The organism is Phenylobacterium sp. (genome assembly GCF_004299445.1).
Lineage (GTDB): Bacteria > Pseudomonadota > Alphaproteobacteria > Caulobacterales > Caulobacteraceae > Phenylobacterium.
This window is the reverse complement of sequence record NZ_SCTC01000068.1, coordinates 1-21308: the sequence shown is the minus strand read 5'-3', so window position 1 is coordinate 21308 and position 21308 is coordinate 1. Positions and strand designations below refer to the sequence as shown.

At 69.3% G+C, this 21308-nt stretch carries 21 protein-coding genes; 7 read left to right on the top strand and 14 right to left on the bottom strand.

What is annotated here, in order from left to right; genetic code table 11:
• Positions 1 to 2 precede the first annotated feature (2 nt).
• The 5 genes from clpS to EPN98_RS18225 all read right to left on the bottom strand — a co-directional run bounded on the left by clpS (position 3) and on the right by EPN98_RS18225 (position 4413).
• Positions 3 to 332, bottom strand: a complete 330-nt coding sequence (gene clpS / locus EPN98_RS18245; protein WP_293364353.1) for an ATP-dependent Clp protease adapter ClpS — start codon at positions 330 to 332, stop codon at positions 3 to 5.
• A gap of 487 nt (positions 333 to 819) precedes the next feature.
• Positions 820 to 1323, bottom strand: coding sequence for a hypothetical protein (locus tag EPN98_RS18240; RefSeq protein WP_293364352.1), 504 nt, complete (start codon positions 1321 to 1323; stop codon positions 820 to 822).
• 224 nt (positions 1324 to 1547) lie between these two features.
• Entirely contained in the window at positions 1548 to 2819 is a 1272-nt protein-coding gene (locus EPN98_RS18235; RefSeq protein WP_293364351.1) for a DNA polymerase IV, read from the bottom strand.
• Positions 2816 to 3712: an ROK family protein gene (locus EPN98_RS18230; protein ID WP_293364350.1), complete on the bottom strand. Its 897-nt coding sequence runs from the start codon at positions 3710 to 3712 to the stop codon at positions 2816 to 2818. The genes EPN98_RS18235 and EPN98_RS18230 overlap by 4 nt, the downstream gene beginning before the upstream one ends.
• A 44-nt stretch (positions 3713 to 3756) precedes the next feature.
• A complete protein-coding gene (locus tag EPN98_RS18225) occupies positions 3757 to 4413 on the bottom strand; it encodes a hypothetical protein (RefSeq protein ID WP_293364349.1) in 657 nt (218 codons plus the stop codon).
• Positions 4414 to 4520: 107 nt separating this feature from the next.
• Here EPN98_RS18225 and EPN98_RS18220 point away from each other — a divergent pair, with 107 nt between their 5' ends.
• Positions 4521 to 4886 carry a response regulator gene (locus EPN98_RS18220; RefSeq protein ID WP_293364348.1) on the top strand — a complete coding sequence of 122 codons (366 nt, stop codon included), beginning with the start codon at positions 4521 to 4523 and terminating at the stop codon, positions 4884 to 4886.
• A gap of 1 nt (position 4887) precedes the next feature.
• Positions 4888 to 6252: a PleD family two-component system response regulator gene (locus tag EPN98_RS18215; RefSeq protein WP_293364347.1), complete on the top strand. Its 1365-nt coding sequence runs from the start codon at positions 4888 to 4890 to the stop codon at positions 6250 to 6252.
• Here EPN98_RS18215 and EPN98_RS18210 read toward each other — a convergent pair.
• Complete coding sequence (locus tag EPN98_RS18210) at positions 6179 to 6532, bottom strand: hypothetical protein (protein WP_293364346.1); 354 nt, start codon at positions 6530 to 6532, stop codon at positions 6179 to 6181. The two genes, EPN98_RS18215 and EPN98_RS18210, sit on opposite strands and share 74 nt — an antisense overlap.
• Positions 6533 to 6633: 101 nt before the next feature.
• Between EPN98_RS18210 and EPN98_RS18205 the strand changes: the two genes are divergently transcribed.
• The gene (locus tag EPN98_RS18205; RefSeq protein ID WP_293364345.1) at positions 6634 to 7005 is read left to right on the top strand and encodes a hypothetical protein; all 372 of its coding nucleotides are present in this window, start codon (positions 6634 to 6636) and stop codon (positions 7003 to 7005) included.
• A gap of 62 nt (positions 7006 to 7067) precedes the next feature.
• On the opposite strand, the gene rpmG is transcribed toward EPN98_RS18205, so the two are convergent.
• The 3 genes from rpmG to rnr form a co-directional block, all read right to left on the bottom strand.
• A complete protein-coding gene (gene rpmG / locus EPN98_RS18200) occupies positions 7068 to 7235 on the bottom strand; it encodes a 50S ribosomal protein L33 (protein WP_293364344.1) in 168 nt (55 codons plus the stop codon).
• A 101-nt stretch (positions 7236 to 7336) separates the two neighbouring features.
• On the bottom strand, positions 7337 to 7978 hold the full coding sequence (locus EPN98_RS18195; RefSeq protein WP_293364343.1) for an NUDIX hydrolase: 642 nt from the start codon (positions 7976 to 7978) through the stop codon (positions 7337 to 7339).
• A 190-nt stretch (positions 7979 to 8168) separates the two neighbouring features.
• Positions 8169 to 10478 carry a ribonuclease R gene (gene rnr / locus EPN98_RS18190; RefSeq protein WP_293364342.1) on the bottom strand — a complete coding sequence of 770 codons (2310 nt, stop codon included), beginning with the start codon at positions 10476 to 10478 and terminating at the stop codon, positions 8169 to 8171.
• A gap of 35 nt (positions 10479 to 10513) precedes the next feature.
• On the opposite strand from rnr, the gene EPN98_RS18185 reads away from it, so the two are divergent.
• Positions 10514 to 11668, top strand: a complete 1155-nt coding sequence (locus tag EPN98_RS18185) for an iron-containing alcohol dehydrogenase (RefSeq protein WP_293364341.1) — start codon at positions 10514 to 10516, stop codon at positions 11666 to 11668.
• Positions 11669 to 11670: 2 nt separating this feature from the next.
• Here the strand turns inward: EPN98_RS18185 and EPN98_RS18180 are convergent, their stop codons facing one another.
• The 5 genes from EPN98_RS18180 to plsY form a co-directional block, all read right to left on the bottom strand.
• On the bottom strand, positions 11671 to 12468 hold the full coding sequence (locus tag EPN98_RS18180; RefSeq protein ID WP_293364340.1) for an alpha/beta hydrolase: 798 nt from the start codon (positions 12466 to 12468) through the stop codon (positions 11671 to 11673).
• A 115-nt stretch (positions 12469 to 12583) separates the two neighbouring features.
• Positions 12584 to 12808, bottom strand: coding sequence for a hypothetical protein (locus EPN98_RS18175; RefSeq protein ID WP_293364339.1), 225 nt, complete (start codon positions 12806 to 12808; stop codon positions 12584 to 12586).
• A 308-nt stretch (positions 12809 to 13116) separates the two neighbouring features.
• Positions 13117 to 15774 carry a type I DNA topoisomerase gene (topA, locus tag EPN98_RS18170; protein WP_293364338.1) on the bottom strand — a complete coding sequence of 886 codons (2658 nt, stop codon included), beginning with the start codon at positions 15772 to 15774 and terminating at the stop codon, positions 13117 to 13119.
• A 103-nt stretch (positions 15775 to 15877) separates the two neighbouring features.
• On the bottom strand, positions 15878 to 16969 hold the full coding sequence (dprA, locus tag EPN98_RS18165) for a DNA-processing protein DprA (RefSeq protein WP_293364337.1): 1092 nt from the start codon (positions 16967 to 16969) through the stop codon (positions 15878 to 15880).
• Positions 16966 to 17658, bottom strand: coding sequence for a glycerol-3-phosphate 1-O-acyltransferase PlsY (plsY, locus tag EPN98_RS18160; protein ID WP_293364336.1), 693 nt, complete (start codon positions 17656 to 17658; stop codon positions 16966 to 16968). Before plsY ends, dprA begins: the two co-directional genes overlap by 4 nt.
• A gap of 138 nt (positions 17659 to 17796) precedes the next feature.
• On the opposite strand from plsY, the gene EPN98_RS18155 reads away from it, so the two are divergent.
• The 3 genes from EPN98_RS18155 to EPN98_RS18145 all read left to right on the top strand — a co-directional run bounded on the left by EPN98_RS18155 (position 17797) and on the right by EPN98_RS18145 (position 21262).
• Positions 17797 to 18705, top strand: coding sequence for an NAD(P)-dependent oxidoreductase (locus EPN98_RS18155; protein ID WP_293364335.1), 909 nt, complete (start codon positions 17797 to 17799; stop codon positions 18703 to 18705).
• Positions 18702 to 19658 (top strand): glycosyltransferase family 2 protein, encoded by a 957-nt coding sequence (locus tag EPN98_RS18150; RefSeq protein WP_293364334.1) that lies wholly within the window; start codon positions 18702 to 18704, stop codon positions 19656 to 19658. The genes EPN98_RS18155 and EPN98_RS18150 overlap by 4 nt, the downstream gene beginning before the upstream one ends.
• Positions 19659 to 19780: 122 nt before the next feature.
• Complete coding sequence (locus EPN98_RS18145) at positions 19781 to 21262, top strand: PAS domain-containing methyl-accepting chemotaxis protein (RefSeq protein WP_293364333.1); 1482 nt, start codon at positions 19781 to 19783, stop codon at positions 21260 to 21262.
• The last annotated feature ends 46 nt before the right edge of the window (positions 21263 to 21308 follow it).

Genomic DNA, 21308 nt, shown 5'->3' with positions numbered 1-21308 from the left:
CTCTAGTCCTTCTCCATGGTGCACTGCAGCGGGTGCTGGTGCCGCCGCGCCGTATCAACGACCTGGGCTACTTTTGTTTCCGCCACTTCGTATGTGTAGATTCCGCAGACACCCACGCCGTGTTGATGAACGTGGAGCATTATGCGAGTCGCGTCTTCGCGCGATTTATTGAAGAACTGCTCTAGTACGTACACGACGAACTCCATCGGCGTGTAGTCGTCATTCAGGATCAGAACCCGATACATCGACGGCTTCTGCGTCTTCGGCTTGGTCTGAGTGATCACCGTCGAACGAACGCCGGTGTCAGCGCCACCTTCCTTTCGTTCGCTCATGTGTTTCGTCTCCTGCCGTCGCCGTGATCGTTCGTCCTAGGGATTAGATATGGAATGTCGCGCCTTTTGGAAGGGATGAATCACATAGGCCCGCCTGTACGCTACCCATCCGCGATTACCGTTGGGTCAAGACACCGCTAATCCTGAGGCGCCTAATCGGCAGGCGACGGCCCTCGTAAATTGTACGCGCGGCGAGCGCGGGAGATGCGGCGGCGGCGCTCGCGGCGGGTGCGAGTCGCGGCGATAGGGCGCAGCTTCGGGGCGCAGGACGAACCCGCTCCCGGGCGCGACGGCGGCGTGGACGCGGTCGAGTGAGGGCGGCTCGCTGGTCGCGACGGCGATTTCGTGGCCCCTCGCGGCGCCCGGCCGAACGGGTCGTGGCCGCAGGCGCGGGGCGCGAGCGGGTGCAAAGGTCTTGGTGTTCTGGGCGCGGAGCGGCCTCTCTGTCGGCCTTCCCGAGGCGCGGCCGCGCCTGGGTGAGGGGTGCTCAGGACGTGTTGACGATGCGGAGCGTGGCGCCGGTGAGGAGGGCGGCGCGGCCGGCGAGGTGCGCGGCGGGGGCCTGAAGGGCCGGGATGGCGGCCAGGACCGGCGTCCGGGAGACGACGGTGAGGTCGCGGGCGATACGGGCCTTGCAGACATGGGGGTCGTCATGGAGGCGCTCGGCGCCCGTGGCGAAGCGCTCGTTCCAGTCGGGTCGTTCGGTCCAGTCGGCGCGCTCATCTTCGCGACGGGGCGCGGGGGCGTCGGCGGACTGCGCGCGCGCCGGGCGCACCTGGGCGACGGTTCCGGCGGCGAAGCGGGCGCGAAGCGCCAGAGACTGGCGGATGCCGCGGCCGATCTTCGTATAGGCGATGGCCAGGGCGACGAGCGGCTCGGTGTCGGTGGTGGCGAGCGTGGCGGCGTGCACCTGGCGGGTCATGCCCAGGCCGAGCTGGGCGAGCTCCAGGAGGAGGGCCTGTTCGGCGGAGGTGTCAGCGGCGCTCGACATGAACAAAAGCAGAACACAATCCGAGAGCGAGGTCAAGCTCTTCCGGCCTTGATGAGCAGGACGATCGTGTGCGGCGTCCAGGGCGGCGGAGCCGTCGTTCTCAACCGCGGAGATCGCAGAGACACGCAGAGATGTCGGAGCACGTGCTGGCGTCTCCGCGCATCTCCGCGGCCTCTGCGGTTACATCCCCTGAGCCTCCGGCTCGTCGGGTTGAAGGGAAGAGCTCAGTCGTCGTCCCGGGCGGTTCGGGCCCGCAGGATCCGACCCGAGGTGACGGCGTCGGCGCCGAACTTCGCACGGATCACATCCAGCGAGCGCTCGCTGGCCAGGGCCTTGCGTTCCTCTGCCGCGAAGAAGTCGGCCCCGGCGAGCTCGGCGTCCACGAGGTCGGCGATGCCGATGCCGATCAGCCGCCAGGGCCTGCCGGTGGCTTCCTTGGCCAGCAGTTCGCGGCCCACCTTGAACAGCGTGTGAGCCGTCTGCGTGGCCACGGGCAGGGTGCGTCGGCGCGTGACGATCTTGAAGTCGGTGGTCCGCAGCTTCAGCGTGACCACCCGTCCCGCGACCTCACCGCTGCGCGCCTGGCGCGCCACCCGCTCGCATAGCGGGGCCAGCTTGTCCTCCAGCGCGTCGATCGACGTCAGGTCGTCGTTGAACGTGGTCTCGCAGCTGATGCCCTTGCGCGCCTCGTTGGGGTTCACGGCGCGGGCGTCGCGGCCATGGGAGAGGTCGTGCAGGCGCAGACCATAGGCGCCCCACTTTTCGGCGAGCACCTTCACGTCGGCCCGGGCCAGGTCGCCCACGGTGCGGAAGCCCGCCTTTTCCAGCGAGGCCACCATGGCTGGGCCCACGCCGGGCAGGATGCGCACAGGCTTGGGCGCCAGGAACGCCTGGGCCTCGTGGCCGATGACCGAAAAGCCGCGCGGCTTGTCGAGGTCGGACGCCACCTTCGCCAGGAACTTGTTCACCGCCAGACCGATGGAGACGGTCAGCCCCGTCTCGGCCTCGATGCTGGCCTGCAGCCTGGCGAGGGTGACCGCAGGCGGAGCTCCGTGGAGGCGCTCCGTGCCCGAGAGGTCCATCCAGGCCTCGTCCAGGCTGAGGTTCTGCACCAGGGGCGTCAGGTCGGCGACCATGCCCAGGATGCGCTTGGACTCGGCCCGGTACTTGGCGAAGTCGGGCTTGATGACCACCGCTTCCGGGCAGGCCTTGAGCGCCTTGAACATCGGCATGGCCGAGCGCACGCCCGAGATGCGGGCGATGTAGCAGCAGGTGGTGACCACGCCGCGCTTCCCGCCGCCGACGATCACCGGAACGTCGCGCAGCGCTGGCCGGTCGCGCTTTTCGACGCTGGCGTAGAAGGCGTCGCAGTCCATGTGCGCGATCGAGAGCGCGCCCAGCTCCTCGTGCGCCACGATTCGGGGCGAGGCGCAGGTCGGGCATCGCCGGACGGGCTCGTCGCCCTGCCAGAAGCAGTCGCGGCAGAGGGCCTTCATCCGCCCTCGGCCCCGGGCGGCGGCCACAGCCAGGCTGCGCCACGAACGCCCGAACTGTCGCCGTGCGCCGCCTTCACGACCGGCGTGGAGAAGACATCCGAGAAGACGTGCGGCTCCAGCGCCGCAGGCAGGGCGTCGTACAGCTCGTCCACGTTCGACATCCCGCCGCCCAGGACGATGATGTCGGGATCGATCAGGTTGACCACCACGCCCAGGCCGCGAGCCAGCCGATCGATGTAGCGGTCCAGCGCTTCGCGGCCCCAGGCCTCGCCGGCGCGGGCGGCCGCGATGGTGTCCTCGCCGGAGCGGCCGGAGTCGCGCGCGAAGCCGGTGCCGCTGACGAACAGCTCCATGCAGTTCTCGCGGCCGCACCAGCAGGTGAGGAGAGGCTCGCCGGGCCGCCAGTTCGGCAGCGGCATGTGTCCCCACTCGCCGGCGACGCCGTTGCGGCCCTCGACCAGTCGACGGTCGACCGTGAAGCCTGCGCCGCAGCCGGTGCCCAGGATCACCGCGAACACCACGCCGTGGCCCGCCCCCGCGCCATCTACAGCCTCCGACAGCGCCAGGCAGTTGGCGTCGTTGGCGTAGCGCACCTGTCGGCCCAGGACGCGGGCCAGATCGGCGGGGAAGGGGCGGCCGTTCAGGATCGTCGAATTGGAATTGCGCATGGGCCCGGCGACCGGGGAGGGCGACCCCGGCCCGCCGACGCCGACCCGGTCGACCGATGCGCCGGCCTGGCGTTCCACCTCGGCCACGATGTCACGGACGGCCTCCAGCCGGTCGTCATAAGCCGTGGGCGTGGGGCGACGGACGCGGGCCCGTATGAGGCCCTGGGCGTCCAGCGCCGCCGCCTCGATCTTGGTGCCGCCGAAGTCCACGCCGATCCGGATCATGCGGCTTTGATACCTGATTTGTTCCGGTTCGTGGATCGCCGACGTCAGCCCCGGATGGCCGCCTCGATCGCCTCGCCCAGCTCCGCCCAGTCGTCGATGCGCGGATGGCGGTCGGATGCCGGCGCATAGGGACGCAGGCGCAGGTCGGCGACGTGCTGGAAGGTGGCGGTCGGCGGGGAGTGATCGGCCACGGAGTCCAGGTTGGGCAGCAGGTCGTCCACGAAGGCGGTCCGGTGCGGCGTCTGGCCGATCAGCGCCGAGGCGATCGGACCCTTCGGCCCCGAGTTCAGGATCAGCGGATGTTCCATCCCGTGCTTGCGCAGCCAATCGGTGCGCAGCCGCTCGGCGTCGGCCGGCGCGTTGGACAGGATCAGGATCTCGGCCGACCTGCCCAACCGGTTCAGAGCGTCGATCGCGCCGGGCGCCGGCTCCATCAGGTGGCAGTGGCCGCTGAAGAAGGCGTCGAAGTGCCGTTTGCCCTCGGCGATATCGAGATGCTGGGTCTCGCCGGGGCGGTAGATGTTCTGGAACAGCGCAAACCGCTCGATCCGCATCTCGAGGCCCTGATCGGCGAGGTAGTCGCCGAACCCCTGCATGAACAGGCCAAGGACCTCGTCCACATCGATCAGCACGAGGGGCCGCGCGGTCGACAGGCCCAGGGCCTCGAGGCGAGGAGCGGCGATGTCAGGACGATCGGTCACGGTTGATCCAGGTCGGGATAACGAAGTTTAAGGATGTTGGGGCCGATAAGCACGCCAGGGTGGGGCGGGCCTATTGCGGCCGCGTTCCAAGCAGCGTCAGGTCCTCAATGGCCAAGAAGGTCCTCATCGTCGAGGATAACGAGCTGAACATGAAGCTGTTTCATGATCTGCTCGAAGCCCAGGGGTACGAGACCCTCGAGACCCGTGAGGGTCTTGCGGCGCTGTCGCTTGCGCGCGAGCACAGGCCCGACCTGATCCTCATGGACATCCAGCTGCCGGAGATCTCGGGGCTCGAGGTCACCAAGTGGCTGAAGGAAGACGACGATCTGGCTCACATCCCGGTTGTCGCCGTGACCGCCTTCGCCATGAAGGGCGACGAGGAGCGGATCCGTGAGGGCGGCTGCGAGGCCTATATCTCCAAGCCCATCTCGGTGACCCACTTTCTCGAAACCATCCGCCGGCTGCTGAACTAGCATGTCCGCGCGCATCCTCGTCGTCGATGACATCGAATCGAACGTGCGCCTGCTCGAGGCCAAGCTGACAGCCGAGTACTATGAGGTGCTGACGGCCAACGACGGCCCGACGGCGCTGGCGGTGGCGGCCTCCGAACTGCCCGACATCGTGCTGCTCGACGTGATGATGCCCGGCATGGACGGCTTCGACGTCTGCCGCCGGCTCAAGGACGATCCGCTGACCCGCCACGTGCCTGTGGTGCTGGTGACCGCGCTGGACGGCCGCGCCGATCGGGTCGCCGGCCTGGAAGCGGGCGCCGACGACTTCCTGACCAAGCCCATCGACGACGTGATGCTGTTCGCCCGGGTGCGCAGCCTGACGCGCCTGAAGGCCGTCATCGACGAACTGCGCGACCGCGAGGCCTCGGGCCGCCGCATGGGCGTGATCGCCGGCGCCGCCTCCCGCCTGGGCGGCTCGGGCGGCCGCATCCTCATCGTCGACGACAATCTGCGCCAGGCTGAGCGCGTGGCGGCCGAGCTGTCCATCGAGCATCGCCCGGTGGTCGAGAGCGAAGCCTACAAGGCCGTGCTGACCGCCCGGGGTCCGGTCGACCTGGTGATCTGCAACCTCAACGCCAAGTCGTTCGACGGCCTGCGCTTCGCCGCGCAACTGCGGTCGGACGAGGCCACCCGCAGCCTGCCGATCCTGGGCGTCGCCGACCTGGACGAGCGTCAGAAGGCCGTGAAGGCCCTCGAGATCGGCATCAACGACATCCTGGCCCGCCCGATCGATCCCGGCGAGCTGGCGGCGCGCGTGCGCACCCAGATCCGCCGCAAGCGCTACACCGATTACCTGCGCTCCAACCTCGACCATTCGCTGGAGCTGGCGGTCACCGACCAGCTCACCGGCCTGCACAACCGCCGCTACATGGCCGGCCAGCTGGAGGCCCTGATGCGCCGCGCGGCCCAGGGCGGCGAGCCCGTGTCGGTGCTGGTCATCGACATCGACCACTTCAAGAAGGTCAACGACAGCTTCGGCCACGACGTGGGCGACGAGGTGCTGTCCGAGTTCGCCGTGCGCCTGGCCTCCAATGTGCGCGCCATCGATCTGCCCGTCCGCCACGGCGGCGAGGAGTTCGTGGTGGTGATGCCCGACACCGACCTGGAAGACGCCCGCCGCATCGCCGAGCGCATCCGCCTGCACGTGGCCGGCGCTCCGTTCCGCGTGATGGGCGGCGAGGAACTGCTGTCGGTCACCATCTCCATCGGGGTCGCCTCCAGCTGCGGCGAAGGCGACACGCCCCAGGCCATCGTCAAGCGCGCCGACGAGGCGGTCTACGAGGCCAAGTCCCGCGGCCGCAACCGGGTGATCGCCAGGGCGGCCTAGCCGCCGAGACCTCGCTACTCGGATAGATGAACTGCTCCAGCACCAGCCGCGGCGTCTCCAGCACATTTGGCGCGAGCGTGTGCAGGGCCGCGGGATGCATGAGCCACAGGTCGCTGGGCTCGCTCACGATCTCGGTCACCTGCACCCGCACGCCGTTCACCAGGGTGGGCGCGGCCATGAAGCGCTGCACGCGGTCCAGATAGCGGGTCGGCGACATCAGGTCGGCGAAGCAGCGGCGCCCGGACTGCAGGTGCTTTCGGATCGACGACCCTGAAGGCATCCAGCGGGGTCGTACCAGCGTCAAGCCGCGGGCATGACTAGCCAAATGGCCCCGGCGAGCGCACCCTCGACACCTGTTCAGACGCCTTGGGGGAGGTGAATATGCTCAGATTGTCGTCCTGGCTCGCCATTCTTGTGGGCGCGGGCGTGGCCGTCGCGCAGGTCGTGCGCAACTACGACAACACCGAACGCTGGATGACCTGGGGGATCGACGTGGTCGCCGGGCTGTTGATCCTGGGCTGCGGCATCGCCGCCCTGCGCAAACAGAACACGCGCCTGCTGCCGGTCGGATGGGCCTTCGCGATCGGCCTCTACGCCTCGGCGTTCCTCACCCACGTGACCCTACTGAGCCGGGCTAAGGGGGACTGGCACGAGAACGAGCTCCAGCTGGTGATGATCCTCGGGGCTCTGCTGGTCGCGTCCACCGCCGGGCTGGTCATGGTGATGCTCGCGCCCAAGCCCAAGCCGGCCTGACCCAACGAAAAACGCCCGGCGGTGAGCCGGGCGTTTTCCATGAATTCCATAGGTTGGAAGATCTACTTGATCTTGCCTTCCTTGAACTCGACGTGCTTGCGCACGACCGGGTCGTACTTCTTCAGCACCATCTTGTCGGTCTTCGTACGGGCGTTCTTCTTCGCGACGTAGAAGAAGCCGGTGTCGGCCGTCGAGTTGAGGCGGATCTTGATGGAGGCGGGCTTCGCCATGGCTCGAATCCTTGCGGGGCCAAACGGGTACGCACCGCCGGCGGGTGTTAGGAGGCGCGGAAAATACGAATCCGCAGCGCGAAGTCAATGGCGCCGCGAACTTATAGGCTGACCGGCCGCATCCCCTTGTCCTTGTAGCGCAGGAAGAGCTTCGGGCGGCTGGGGTCCTTCACGCGCTCGACCGCTTCCTTGATCATCATCCGCGTGACGGCGGGCAGGGGCAGGCTCATGGCGTCGTCGAAGTCGACCCAGTCGATCTCCTCCAGCTCGCCGCAGTCGGGCTGGCGCTCCAGGCTGGTCAGCCGCTCGGCGTCGGCGGTCAGGAACCAGGTGTCGAAGCGCTTGCCGACGGCGGGCGGGGTGATGGCCCGGGCGATCACGTCCATGGCGTCGAGGTCGGCCAGGAAACCCTGTTCCACGAAGTCCTTCCAGGGCCCGCTTGCCTTGGCCTGGCCCGGCTGGGCGAGCAGCAGGCCCGCTTCCTCCCAGGTCTCCCGAACGGCGGCCAGCGCCAGCGCCCGGCCGCGGCCGGCGGGCAGGTAGCGGTCGAACAGGCCGCCGACGTCGGCGCGCAGGTCGGTGGCGAAGGGGGCGCGGTAGTCGGCCCGGTCGATCCGCCCGCCCGGAAACACCCAGCGGTCGGGCATGAAGCTGTGGCCGCCGTGGCGCTTACCCATCAGCACGCGGGGCTTCTTCGCATCGCGCCGGATGATCATCACCGTCGCGGCGTTCTTGGGCCGCACGGCCCGCTGTCCGGGGATGCGGGGCGGACCTTCCGGCTTGTGGGGGACGCTTGCGGGTCCTGGATTGCTTCCCTGGGGGGCGTCTTCGCTGGCCATGAAACAAGTGTATGACCGCCCGAGCGGGGCTGGAAAGGGCGCCGTGGCGGAAGGCCGCTGCAACGCATCCCGCCCAAGTGTGCGCCGCCAGGCTCTAGCGCCGCTTGCCGCCCATCTTCTTCTTGCGGCCGGTGCGGATGCCCGGCGGGCGGCCGTTGGCGGGTTTGGGCGGCCCCCGTTTGGGGCCCCTGTCGCCGCGGCCACGAACACCCAGGCGCGGGCGCGGCATCGAGGCGTCGGCCGGCGCCGGCTCGCTCAGCATCTCGAACAGCAGTCCGCCCGTGAGGGGCGTGGCCTCGACCAGGCGCACGTCCACCATCATTCCCAGCGGCCAGCGCGCGCCGGTCCGCTCGCCGACCAGCGCGTGGCTGCGGTCGTCGTGCACGAAGAACTCGCCGCCCAGCCGCGACACCGGCACCAGCCCGTCGGCCCCGGTCTCGGCCAGCCGCACGAACAGGCCGAAGCGCGTGACGCCGGTGATCTTGCCCGTGAACTCGGCGCCCACGCGGTCCGACAGGAAGGCCGCGACATAGCGGTCCATCGCGTCGCGCTCGGCGGCCATCGCCCGGCGCTCGGCGAAGGTGATGATCTCGGCGGTGTTCTTCATCTCGCGGATGTCGAAGTCCGACAGCCCGTCGCCGCCCAGCCCCAGCGTCGTGACCAGCGCCCGGTGGACGATGAGGTCGGCATAGCGGCGAATCGGCGAGGTGAAGTGCGCGTACTTGCCCAAATTCAGGCCGAAGTGGCCGATGTTCTCGGTGGAATAGACCGCCTGCATCTGGGTGCGCAGGACCACCTCGTTGACGATGTCGGCGTGCGGCCCGTCGCGGGTCTCGTCCAAAAGCCGGTTGAAGCGTTCGGTGCGTGTCGTCTCGCCCTTGGTCCAGGGCAGTTCCAGCGTGGCCAGGAAGTCGGCCAGGTTCTGAACCTTCTCGGGGCTGGGCTCGTCGTGGATCCGGTAGATCAGCGGGGTCTTCTTGGCCTCCAGCGCCTCGGCGGCGCAGACGTTGGCCTGGATCATGAACTCCTCGATGAGCTTCATGGCGTCCAGGCTGGCGCGCGGGGTGATCGCGGCGATCTCGCCCTCGCGATTGATGGCGATCTTCCGCTCGGCGCTCTCGATGGCCAGCGGGGACCGCGCGTCGCGGCCCTTCTTAAGGCAGGCATAGGCGGCCCATAGCGGCTTCAGCACCGTGTCCATCAGCGGGCCGGTCTTGTCGTCGGGCTCGCCGTCGATGGCGGCCTGGGCCTGCTCGTAGCTGAGCTTGGCGGCCGAGCGCATCAGGCCGCGGACGAACCGGTGGCTGCGCTTGCGGCCGTCGGCGCCGAACACCATCCGCACCGCCAGGGTGGCGCGGTTCTCGCCCTCGCGCAGCGAGCACAGGCCGTTCGACAACCGCTCAGGCAGCATCGGCTCGACGCGGTCGGGGAAGTAGACGCTGTTGCCCTTGTCGCGGGCGATGCGGTCCAGCTCGGTGCCGGGGCGGACGTAGGCGGCCACATCGGCGATGGCGACCCAGCAGACCCAGCCGCCGGGGTTCTTCGGGTCGTCGTCGGGCTGGGCGTAGACCGCGTCGTCGTGGTCGCGGGCGTCCACCGGGTCGATGGTGATCAGCGGGATGTCCCGCAGGTCCTCGCGACCGGCCAGCGTCGGCGGCTGAGCGGCCTCGGCCTCGGCTTCGGCGGCCTCGGAGAAGCCGGTGGGGATGCCGTGGGCGTGAATGGCGATGATCGAGAAGGCGCGGGGCTCGTCCTCGCGGCCGACCACCTCCAGCAGCTTGCCCTGCTTGGGCCCATAGCGCGGACCGTGCGGTTCGACCTGGGCGATCACCAGGTCGCCGTCGCGGACGTCCTCGCCCTGAGGCAGCAGCAGCGTGTCCTTCGAGCGGCGGTCCACCGGCTCGACCCGAACCTCGCGACGCGCCTTGCGCACGACGCCCAGGATGCGGTGTGCGCTCTGGCCCAGGCGCTTGATGAGCTTGGCCTCGGTCTCGCCGCTCTCCAGCTTCACGAACCGCACCAGCAGCCGGTCGCCCATGCCCGGCGCGCCGGCCTTGATGTCGCCGCCGGGGGCCAGCGGAACCAGGGGCGCATCCTCGCCGCGGGTGAGGCGGACCATCAGGTCGCCGTCGGCCGTGCGCTCGACCACGTCGGCCACGCCCACCTCGGGTAGGGCGCCGGCCTCGGCGAAGCCCTTGCGGCCGCGCTTGCCCAGCGTGCCGTCGGCCTCCAGCGCCTGCAGCGTGGCGCGCAGCGCGCGGCGATCCTCGCCCTTCAGCCCGAAAGCGCGCGCGATCGCCCCCTTGTCGGTCTCGCCGCTCTCGCGGATGAACTTCAGGAGGGTCTCGCGGTCGGGCACGCCTTTGGCGAAGCGCGTGGACTTGGGCATCTTGGATCGGGCCATCGGGCGTGCTTAGCACCGTTTGAAGAGGAACGCAGATGCTCACCGGAACGCACCGCTTCCCGAAGCAGGACCAGATCGTCTACGGGCGCCCGGCCGCCGAGGTGGTTGCCGAACTGGCGAGGGGGTGGGGCTGTTCGCGCCTGCTGCTGACCACGACGCGGTCGCTGGCCGACGGCCTCGCGGCCGCATTCGCCGCCGCGCTTGGCGACCTGTGCGTCGGCGTCTTCTCCGACATCGGCGCGCACTCGCCGCGCGAAGGGGTGATCGGCGGCGTCGACGCCGCGCGTGCGGCCGAGGCGGACCTGATCGTGGCCCTGGGCGGCGGCTCGGTGATCGATGCGGCGAAGGTGATGCAGCTGGCGCTGTGGGCCGGCCTGACCCGAGTGGACGAACTCGACGCCTACCGAGCCGGCCGCGGCCCGGACCGGGTGGACGTCACCAAGCTGGCCGCGGGTATCCGGATGATCGCCGTGCCGACGACGCTCTCGGCCGCCGAGTTCACCCCCTTCGCCGGCGTCAGCGACGCCGCCCGGCGCGTGAAGGAGGGCTACACTCACCCGATGCTCGCGCCGCGGGCCGTGGTGCTCGACCCGGCGATGACGCTGTCGACCCCTGCGCAGCTGTGGGGCTCCACCGGCATGAAGGCGGTGGATCATGCGGTGGAGCAGCTCTGCCACCCCGTGCGAGCGCCCTATGCCGACGCGCTGGCCCTCGATGGGCTGAAGCGGCTGGCGGCGGGACTGAACGCCACCCAGGCCCACCCGACTGACCTGGAAGCGCGGCTTCAATGCCAGTTCGGGATGTGGCTGGCGATCAGCGGCGTCGGCTCGGGCCGCGGCATGGGCCCCAGCCACGCCATCGGCCACACCCTGGGGGGCAGCTATGGCGTGCCGCACGGGGTCACCTCGTGCGTGATCCTGCCGGCGGTGCTGGAGTGGACCGGCGAAGCGGCGGGCGCTCAGCAGCGCCTGATCGCCGACGCCCTGGGCGCTCGGACGGCCGCGGAGGGCGTTCGCGGGCTGGTGAGCGGCCTGGGCCTGCCGACGACGCTGAAAGCCGTCGGCGTGCTGCCGCAGGCCTTCCAGGCCATCGCCGAACACACGATGCACGACGGCGGCGTCCGCAACAGCGCCCGGCCGATCTCGGGGCCCGCCGATATCGTCGAGATTCTGCAGATCGCGGCCGGCTGAGTTCAGCCTGCGAGAAACGCCGCGATCTCGCGGTAGGCGGCCCGGTCCTGCAGCATGAACAGGTGGCCGCCTTCGTACCAGCGCAGCTCGGCGCCGGGGATGCGGGCCGCCATCTTCTCCTGCGTGGCGGGCAGCGCGATGCCGTCGTAGCGGCCGGCGGCGATCAGCACGGGGCAGGCGATCTGGTCCAGGCGATCCCAGGTGTCGTGCCTGGCGCGCGCCTCCAGCTGACGGTGGGCGCCCTCGGCCCGGCCCGGCTCGCCCGCGAACGGGTCCGCGGACGCCAGTTCGATGAAGCGCTCATAGTCCTCGGCGTTCGCCGCCTGCCAGGCTGCGTCGCGCCGCGTGTCGCTGATCGGCATCAGGAAGCGCGCGCGCGCCTCGCCCGTCAGGTGCTCGATCTCGTGGAAGGGATACGACGCCCCGCCGGCGCCGCCCGGCGACGTGCAGGCCAGCACCAGCCGCTTCACCCGTTGCGGATGTCGCAGCACCAGCTCCTGGGCCACCATTCCGCCGAACGAGACGCCGATCACCGCGACCTGATCCCAGCCGACATGGTCCAGCAGGGCCGCGGCGTCATCCGCGTACTGCGCCATGGAATAGGGGACGTCCGGCTTGTCGGTCCGCCCCAGCCCACGCTGGTCGTAGGCCAAGAGATCGAACGCCTTGGCCAGCGGCGAGGCGAACACGTTCGGCTGCACCCGCAGATCGCCGCCCGTGCCCGATATGAACAACAGCGGCGGGCCGGAGCCTGCGCGCTCGAAATGGAAGTTCAGGCCGTTGAGGGTCGCGTTGGGCATGGGGAGACTGTAACGGTCGCTTGCGAGGCTCGTCACCCTGTCGTCGCGCCTCGTCGCCAATGGCGGGTCTGAGCTTGGCGAGAAGGCGAACTATAGTTGCCGGCCCTTCGCGGATTCAGTCGGTTGACGGCCGTCGTGTCACGACACGGATGGCCAGCCAAAGGACAAGGGACAGGCCCGCTCCCGCAAAAGCCATCAACAGGAGCTGGGGCGAGTCTTGCTTGTTGCCGAAGATGCCCTTCCAGGCGAGCGCGCCGAAGACTCCTAGGACAACGGCAAAAGCGGCCGAAAACCACTTCGCCTTTACCGCTGCGCGCAGGTGAGGATCACGTCGGTCCATGGTCCACTCCGTAACCTGACTGACGTCGCCTTCCCACCTATCTCTGACTCTGGGTTCCGCTGCTGGATGTGTCTGCGAAGGTCAGTGCCTTACCTCCCCCGCGAAGCGGCGGGAGGGGGACCACGGGCCGAGGGCGGCGCAGCCGGCCGTAGAGCGCGTGGTGGAGGGGGCGAGCCTCACGCGCCGTACCTGCCACCGCCGATCGGGACGCCGAGCCTGAGGCTCGCCCCCTCCACCAACCGCTCTCCGCCTGCGGCTCGGCGGTCGGTCCCCCTCCCGCCGCTGCGCGGGGGAGGTAAAGGTCAGACCTAGAACGGCGTCTCGTCGTCCTCGATCGGGGCCGCGGCGGCGGCCTTGGCCTTGGCGGGAGCCTTCTTCTTGGCGGCGGTCTTCTTCGCGGGCTTCTTCTTGGCCGTTGTCTTGGCCTCGGCGCCCTCGGCCTTCGGCTTGGCGGCGCGGGCCGGCTTCTTGGCCTTCTTGCCGCCGCCCTTGGCTTCGCGCTCGGCGATCAGGGCCACGGCCTGTTCCAGGGTGACCTCCAGCGGGTCGGCGCCGCGGGGCACGTTGGCGTTGGTCGAGCCGTGCTTGATGTAGGGGCCGTAGCGGCCCGAGAGCACGCGGATCGGCTGGCCGTCCACCGGGTGGGCGCCCAGGTCCTTCAGCGCCGCTGCCTCGCCGCCACGACGTCCGGCGCGCTTGGTGGCGATCAGGTCCACGGCGCGGTTCACGCCGACCTCGAAGACCTCGTCGGCGGTCGGCAGGTTGGCGTAGGTGCCCTCGTGCAGCACGAAGGGGCCGAAGCGGCCGATGCCGGCCAGGATCGGCTTGCCGTCCTCCGGGTGCAGGCCCACCTCGCGGGGCAGGCGCAGCAGGCGCAGGCCCTTCTCCAGATCCATGTCGGGCGCCGACCAGCCCTTGGGCAGGCTGGAGCGCTTCGGCTTTTCGCCTTCGCCCAGCTGGACGTAGACGCCGAAGCGGCCGGTCTTGAGGAAAACGGTCTCGCCGGTCACCGGGTCGATACCCAGCTCGCGGTCGCCGGTCGGGCCGTCCTCGCCCTCTTCGGCCACCGTCAGCGGCCGGGTGTGGCGGCATTCGGGATAGTTCGAGCAGCCCAGGAACGGCCCGAAGCGGCTGGACTTCAGCCCCATGCGGCCGGTGTTGCAGACCGGGCAGGCGCGGGGGTCCGAGCCGTCCGCCTTCGCCGGGAACAGGTGCGGGCCCAGGCTGGCGTCCAGCGCGGTGAGCACGTCGCTCATCCGCAGCTCGCCCATCTCGCCGATCTTGGCGTTGAAGTCGGCCCAGAACTCGCGAAGTAGGACCTTCCAGTCGAGGTCGCCCGCCGACACCAGGTCGAGGCGCTCCTCCAGCCCGGCGGTGAAGTCGTACTCGACGTAGCGGCCGAAGAACTCCTCCAGGAAGGCGCTCAGCAGCCGGCCCTTATCCTCGGGCACGAAGCGCTGCTTCTCCATCCGGACGTAGGCGCGGTCGCGAAGCACGGTCAGGATCGAGGCGTAGGTCGAGGGCCGGCCGATGCCGAGCTCCTCCATCTTCTTCACCAGGCTGGCTTCGGAGTAGCGCGGCGGCGGTTCGGTGAAGTGCTGGTCGGCCTTGGCCGAGCGGACGTTGGCCGCAGCGCCGTCGGCCACCTGGGGCAGGCGGCCCGACTCTTCGTCCTCCGGGTCGTCCTTGCCCTCTTCGTAGACCGCCAGATAGCCCGGGAAGGTCACCACGCGGCCGGTGGCGCGCAGGCCCGTCTGGCCGTCGGCGCTGTCGAGGTTGATGTTGGTGTCCTCGATCCGGGCCGCTTCCATCTGCGAGGCGATCATCCGCTTCCAGATCAGCTCGTACAGCCGGCCCAGGTCGCCCTCAAGGCGCAGCTTGCCGGGGTTGCGGCCCAGGCTGGTGGGGCGGATGGCCTCGTGGGCCTCCTGGGCGTTCTTGGCCTTGGTGGAATAGATCCGCGCCTTCTCGGGCACATATTCCTTGCCATAGAGGCCGTTGATCACGGCGCGGGCTTCGTCCAGCGCCTCGGGCGCGGTCTGCACGCCGTCGGTCCGCATGTAGGTGATGAGACCCACGGTCTCGCCGCCGATGTCGATGCCCTCGTAGAGCTTCTGGGCGGCCTGCATGGTGCGTTGCGCGTTGAAGCCCAGCTTGCGCGAGGCCTCCTGCTGCAGGGTCGAGGTGGTGAAGGGCGGCGGCGGCGAGCGGCGGCCGGGCTTGCGCTCGACCGAGGTGACCTTGAACGACCCAGCCTTGACCGCGTCGCGGGCGGCGAAGGCGCTGGCCTCGTTGGCCAGGTCGAACTTCGTGAGGCGCTTGCCCTCGTGTTTCACCAGGCGGGCGGTGAACGGGTCGCCGCCGGCGGCGACCTCGGCCTCGACCGTCCAGTACTCCTGGGTCTTGAACCGCTCGATCTCGAGCTCGCGGTCCACGATGATCCGCAGGGCCACCGACTGCACACGTCCCGCCGAGCGCGAGCCCGGCAGCTTGCGCCAGAGAATGGGCGAAAGCGTGAAGCCTACCAGATAGTCCAGGGCGCGGCGGGCCAGGTAGGCGCGCACAAGCTCCATGTCCAGGTCGCGCGGGTTGGCCATCGCCTCGGTGACGGCGGCCTTGGTGATGGCGTTGAACACCACCCGCTGGATGGTCATGTCCTTCAGGGCGCGCTTCTTCTGCAGCACCTCCAGGACGTGCCAGCTGATGGCCTCGCCTTCGCGGTCGGGGTCGGTGGCCAGGATCAGGGTGTCGGCGCCCTTGGCCGCATCGGCGATCTCGTTCAGCCGCTTGGCGGCCTTCGCGTCGACTTCCCACGACATGTCGAAGTCCTCGTCCGGGCGCACCGAACCGTCCTTCGCGGGGAGGTCGCGGACGTGGCCGTAGGAGGCGAGCACGGTGTAGTTCGAGCCAAGGTACTTGTTGATGGTCTTGGCCTTGGCCGGGCTCTCGACGATGACGACGTTCATTATAAGGTGTGCTTGTCCCAAAAGAGCGCGGAAGGTGGGGGTGGTCAGCGGGGCGTGTCAACGGGCGGATTCGACCCGTTCCGGCGAGCCCCCTAAGGGGGGCTCACGACGCCGCGACCATTCCGCCCGGCAGCAATTCCGCTCGTCCGGCCAGCGCCAGCTCGGTCAATGCGGCGAAAACGAGGGGCGCCGGAGCGCCCGCCGCCCGCACCAGTTCGTCCCGGGAGACCGGCGTCGGGGACAGGAGATCGGCCACCCGGTCGCGCAGGCGGTCGTCGGGTTCCACGCAGGGCGCCGGGCCGAACCGCGCGCGCTCGGGTTCGCGGAAGCCGTCGAGGCCCTCCAGCGCGCGCAGTACGTCATCGGCGCCCTCGCAGATCGCGGCGCCCTGGCGGATCAGGTCATTGGTTCCCTTGGCGCGGGGGTCCAGGGGCGAGCCGGGGACGGCCAGCACCTCGCGGCCCTGCTCGTTGGCCAGACGGGCGGTGATGAGCGAGCCTGAGCGGAACTCGGCCTCGACCACGACGACGGCCCGGGACAGGCCGGCGATGATCCGGTTGCGGCGGGGGAAGTCGCGGGCGACGGCGGTGCGGCCGGGTTCGTTCTCGCAGACCACGCAGCCCGTCTCCACGATCCGTTCGTAAAGGCCGCGATGCTCGGGCGGATAGACGTCGTCGACGCCGCCCGCCAGCACTGCCACCGTGCCGGTGGGCAGCGCGCCTTCATGCGCGGCGGCGTCGATGCCGCGCGCCATGCCCGAGACGATGACATGCCCGCTCGCGCCCAGCTCGGCGGCGAGGCCGCGCGCGAACCGCTGGCCGGCGGCCGAGGCGACGCGGGCGCCTACGATGGCGACGTTCCGGCGGTCGAGAAGTTTCGTGTCGCCCCGGGCCCAGATCACCGGCGGTGGCGGGTCCAGGGCGGCCAGCGCCTGGGGGAAGTCAGCCTCGCACGACGCGATCAGTCGTGCGCCCAGGGCCGCGCCGTCGGCCAGCTCGCGCTCGGCCTCGGCTTCGCTGGCCACGCGCAGTCCCGTCCGGCCGCCACGACGGGCCAGGTCGGGCAGCGCGGCCAGCGCCAGCGAGGCCTCGCCGAACCGGAGGATCAGTTCGTTGAACGTGACGGCGCCGACGTTGTCGGTGCGACTCAGGCGCAGCCAGTCGCGCCGCTCGGCATGGGACAGCGTCCGGATCACGCCTCGGGAGGCCGCTTGTCTGTATAGAGTTCCGGAGGCATCGGCGGGCCGCCGTTGTGACCCTCCGTCGGCTTCTTGGCTCCGATCCGCGGCTCTTCGCCCTTCAGAATCCGGCGGATGTTGTCACTGTGCCGGATGTAGATCAGCAGCCCCATGAACAGGGCCAGCAGGGCGATGGCCGGTGGTCGGCCGATCAGCAGGGCAATGGCCGGCGCCAGCGCCACGGCCACCAGGGCGGCCAGGGACGACATCCGGAACAGGAAGGCCACGATCAGCCACGTGGCCCCGGCCAGCACGCCCACGGGCCAGGCTGCGGCCAGCAGTGTGCCGAAGAACGTGGCCACCCCCTTGCCGCCCTTGAAGCCTAGCCAGACGGGAAACAGGTGGCCAAGGAAGGCCGCGCCGGCCGCCAGCGACGTCACGACCGCCTGCTGCTCGACCGTGCCGTCACGGGTGGCCAGCCATGCCAGCAGCACCGCCACCGCCCCCTTGCCGCCATCGCCAAGCAGGGTGATCAGCGCCAGGTCGCGCCGGCCGGTGCGCAGGACGTTGGTGGCCCCGATGTTTCCGGACCCGATACTGCGCAGATCGCCCGCGCCGCCAAGTCGCGTGGCGATCACGCCGAACGGAATCGATCCCAGCAGATAGCCGCCGACAATAGCGATGGTGAAGAGCATGGTGCTGGTCATGCAGATCGGTTCCCCCGGTTTGGAGGAATGCTAGCGCGACGGCGGTCCATGCCCCAACAGTAAAGAACATATAGCGAACTTCAAGCGGCATTGGGGCGATCCGCTTGGAATGGCGGTTGAAGAGTCTAACCTGGACACATGATCCTGGTGACCGGTTCGGAAGGCCTCGTCGGCCGGCATGTCTGCGCAAGGCTTGAAGCCATGGGCCGCGCGGTCCGGCGGTTCGACCTCCGCCGGGACCCGCGCGAGGATGTGCGTCGGCCCGAAGCCCTGGAAGCATCGCTGCGGGATGTCTCGGGCGTCCTCCATCTCGCCGCCGTGACCAGGGTTGACGCGGGGGAGGCGGACCCCGCGAATTGTGAAGCAACGAACGTCACTGCGCTCCACCGGTTGCTCACACTGTGCCTCGGGCGGGCGCGCCGTCCCTGGGTCGTGTTCGCGAGCAGCCGGGAGGTCTACGGAACCCCGACAACCTTCCCGGCGCCCGAGGACGCGGACCTGAAGCCGATGAATGTCTACGCGCGGAGCAAGGTGCAGGGCGAGGTGATGGTCCAGGCGGCCAGCGAGGCCGGATTGCACGCCGGCATATGCCGCCTTTCCAGCGTCTACGGGTGCGCCGAGGATCATCCGGATCGGGTGGCGATGGCGTTCGCAGGCGTGGCGGCCAGAGGCGGCGCCATGCGGGTGGACGGCTCCGACTGCGAGTTTGATTTCACGGCGGTGCGCGACGTCGCACTCGGCCTCTGCCGCCTCGTCGACGCCATGGATTCTGGAGAGCAACTGCCCCCGATCCACTTCGTCAGTGGGCGTGGCGTGCGGCTTGGGATGCTGGCCGCGCTGGCTGGTCGCCTGGCCCGAGCTCCGTTCGAAATCATCGAGGCGCCCGCGCGCACCTACGATGTCTCCCGGTTCATCGGAGATCCGAGCCGCGCGCGAGCCCTGTTGGGATGGCAGGCCGAAACCTCGATCGAGCTGGGAATGGCGAGGCTTGTCGCCGATCTGTCGATGCCTGTCGGCCCGAGCGCATTGGCGGTGCAGGGCGCATGACGCTCGACGGCGTGATCGTGCCAGAGCGCCCTGGGGAAATTCGCGCCTGCCTCGTGGTGCGCGATGAGGCGCTGCGGTTGCCGTCGACGCTCGATCACCATCGACGCCTTGGGGTCGATCGCTTCCTGGTGATCGACAACGGCTCGGTGGATGGAACACAGGATCTGCTCACCGCCCAGCCGGACGTCCACATGTTCCAGACGTCGGAAACCTTCGCCGCCAGCCACGACGGGTTGACCTGGAGCAATGCGGTTCGTGACGCGTTCTGCGATGGGCACTGGACGCTGAGCGTCGATGCCGATGAACAGCTCATCTACCCCGGCGTCGAGACCCTAGATCTGAGAGCGCTGTGCGAAGTGCTGGAGGCGCAGAGCGCAGACTGCCTGCTGGCTTTCTTGCTCGACATGTACAACGACGGCGATGTCGCGGAGGCCTTACACGATCCAGCGCGGCCGTTGCTGGAGACCTGCAGCTGGTTCGATCCCGGTCCGTATCGCGTGCGTCGGGGAGGGCCGTTTCCTTCGATCTCAATCTACGGCGGCCCGCGGGATCGGATGATCGAATTTCAGCCCTACCAGGAGGGTCCGCCGCTCTTGACCAAGGTGCCGCTGGTACGTTGGCGGCGCGGTATGCGGTATCTGCTGTCCACCCACCGGATGTCGCCAGCGCGGCTCTTTCCGGCGATCGGCGCGCTGCTGCACTTCAAGTTCCTGAGCGATTTCAGCGATCGTGTCGAGACTGCGGTTGCGGGGGGCTGGCACGCGGGCGCCGAACGGGAGTTCCTGGCCTATCGGGCGCACGCGCATGCGAATCCGCGCATGCGGTTCCACCACACTGGATCGGTGAGGTACGAGGACAGCGATCAGCTTGTGCGTTTGGGGGTGATGTACTCCAACCCCGCGCTGGACGCCGCCATCCAGTCGGCTCAGGTCCGCGGAAGCCAGACGCCGTAGACCTCGCGATATGCAACCAGAACGGTTGTTTCCGAATATTAACCGTTAGAGTCGATTGTCTGATTGCCCGGCTCGCAAGCCGCGACATGGGGTTGCTGTCGCAGAGCCGGGCGGAGACGCAAATGGGACTGTTCGGCAGGTCTGGGCGTGACGGTGAGCGTGGCGGAGAGCATCTGCGCCGGCTTGAGGGCTTGGTGGCGGCTATCGAGCGGTCGCAGGCGGTCATCGAGTTCGAGCTCGACGGAACCATCGTGCGGGCCAATCAGAATTTCCTGTCGACCCTCGGCTACACGGCATCCGAGATTGTCGGTCGCAAGCACGCCATGTTCGTCGATCCGATGGAGGTCGAGGGCGAGGCGTATCGTGAGTTCTGGCGCGCCCTGAACCGCGGCGAGTTTGTCGCCGCCAAATTCCGCCGCCTTGCCAAGGGCGGCCGTGAAGTCTGGATCCAGGCGTCCTACAACCCCATCCTCGACGCGGCCGGCAAGGCCGTGCGCGTGGTCAAATTCGCCACAGACATCACGGCGGTGGAAACGGAACGCGCCCGCGCCGAGGGCGAGCGCACCGCCGCAATCGCCGGGGAGCAACAGAAGATCATCGCCCATGTCGGCGCCGGCCTGAAGCGGCTTTCAGAGGGCGACCTTACGGCCGTGATCAGCAACGACCTCGATGGCGCCTACTCTCCGGTCCGCGACGACTTCAACCGGGCCCTGGAGAACCTGCGTGGCGTCATGGGCGCGGTGCTGCAAGCGACGACCGCCCTGCGCAGCGGCTCGGACGAAATCGCTTCGGCGTCCGATAATCTGTCGCGCCGCACCGAACAGCAGGCCGCCAGCCTGGAAGAGACCGCCGCGGCGCTCGACCAGATCACAGCCACGGTCAAGCGCAGCGCCGAGGGCGCCCGGCAGGCGTTCGATGTCGCGTCCGGCGCGCGGTCGGAGGCCCAGCGCTCGGGCAGAGTGGTGCAGGAGGCGGTCGCCGCCATGCATGATATCCAGGAGAGCGCCGGGAAGATCTCCTCGATCATCGGCGTCATCGACGAGATCGCCTTCCAGACCAACCTGCTGGCGCTCAACGCCGGGGTGGAAGCCGCTCGGGCCGGCGAGGCGGGTCGGGGATTCGCGGTGGTCGCCGCCGAGGTTCGAGCGCTGGCGCAGCGTTCAGCCGAGGCCGCCAAGGAGATCAAGGCCCTGATCTTGGCCTCCACCGAGCAGGTCAACCGTGGCGTCGGCTTGGTCGGCGAGACCGGCAAGGCGCTGAACGCCATCATCGAGCGCGTGGCCGAGATCGATGGCCTGGTCTCCGAGATCGCCACCTCGGCGCAGGAGCAGTCCACCGGGCTCAGCCAGGTCAACAGCGCCGTCAACCAGATGGACCAGGTGACCCAGCAGAACGCCGCCATGGTCGAGGAGGCCACGGCCGCCGCCAGCCAGCTCAGGGGCGAGGCCGGCAATCTCTCGCGGCTGGTCGGGCGCTTCCGGATCGGCGGCGGCCCCCCCGCCGCCGCGCCCGCGACCCACGCTCGTATGCCGCCCGCCGCCGGCGCACGCGCGGTGCGGCAGCAACTGAAGGCCGCGGTGGGCGAGGCGTGGGCCGAGTTCTAGTCGGCAGGATTCTCTCGTCCTCGCACGCCAAACCGTCGGGGGTGAT

Bases quoted from the DNA above. Each gene is read 5' to 3' on its own strand.
- clpS (WP_293364353.1), bottom strand. From the start codon at position 332: ATGAGCGAACGAAAGGAAGGTGGCGCTGACACCGGCGTTCGTTCGACG.
- EPN98_RS18240 (WP_293364352.1), bottom strand. From the start codon at position 1,323: ATGTCGAGCGCCGCTGACACCTCCGCCGAACAGGCCCTCCTCCTGGAG.
- EPN98_RS18235 (WP_293364351.1), bottom strand. From the start codon at position 2,819: ATGAAGGCCCTCTGCCGCGACTGCTTCTGGCAGGGCGACGAGCCCGTC.
- EPN98_RS18230 (WP_293364350.1), bottom strand. From the start codon at position 3,712: ATGATCCGGATCGGCGTGGACTTCGGCGGCACCAAGATCGAGGCGGCG.
- EPN98_RS18220 (WP_293364348.1), top strand. From the start codon at position 4,521: ATGGCCAAGAAGGTCCTCATCGTCGAGGATAACGAGCTGAACATGAAG.
- EPN98_RS18215 (WP_293364347.1), top strand. From the start codon at position 4,888: ATGTCCGCGCGCATCCTCGTCGTCGATGACATCGAATCGAACGTGCGC.
- EPN98_RS18210 (WP_293364346.1), bottom strand. From the start codon at position 6,532: ATGCCTTCAGGGTCGTCGATCCGAAAGCACCTGCAGTCCGGGCGCCGC.
- EPN98_RS18205 (WP_293364345.1), top strand. From the start codon at position 6,634: ATGCTCAGATTGTCGTCCTGGCTCGCCATTCTTGTGGGCGCGGGCGTG.
- rpmG (WP_293364344.1), bottom strand. From the start codon at position 7,235: ATGGCGAAGCCCGCCTCCATCAAGATCCGCCTCAACTCGACGGCCGAC.
- rnr (WP_293364342.1), bottom strand. From the start codon at position 10,478: ATGGCCCGATCCAAGATGCCCAAGTCCACGCGCTTCGCCAAAGGCGTG.
- EPN98_RS18185 (WP_293364341.1), top strand. From the start codon at position 10,514: ATGCTCACCGGAACGCACCGCTTCCCGAAGCAGGACCAGATCGTCTAC.
- EPN98_RS18180 (WP_293364340.1), bottom strand. From the start codon at position 12,468: ATGCCCAACGCGACCCTCAACGGCCTGAACTTCCATTTCGAGCGCGCA.
- EPN98_RS18175 (WP_293364339.1), bottom strand. From the start codon at position 12,808: ATGGACCGACGTGATCCTCACCTGCGCGCAGCGGTAAAGGCGAAGTGG.
- topA (WP_293364338.1), bottom strand. From the start codon at position 15,774: ATGAACGTCGTCATCGTCGAGAGCCCGGCCAAGGCCAAGACCATCAAC.
- plsY (WP_293364336.1), bottom strand. From the start codon at position 17,658: ATGACCAGCACCATGCTCTTCACCATCGCTATTGTCGGCGGCTATCTG.
- EPN98_RS18155 (WP_293364335.1), top strand. From the start codon at position 17,797: ATGATCCTGGTGACCGGTTCGGAAGGCCTCGTCGGCCGGCATGTCTGC.
- EPN98_RS18150 (WP_293364334.1), top strand. From the start codon at position 18,702: ATGACGCTCGACGGCGTGATCGTGCCAGAGCGCCCTGGGGAAATTCGC.
- EPN98_RS18145 (WP_293364333.1), top strand. From the start codon at position 19,781: ATGGGACTGTTCGGCAGGTCTGGGCGTGACGGTGAGCGTGGCGGAGAG.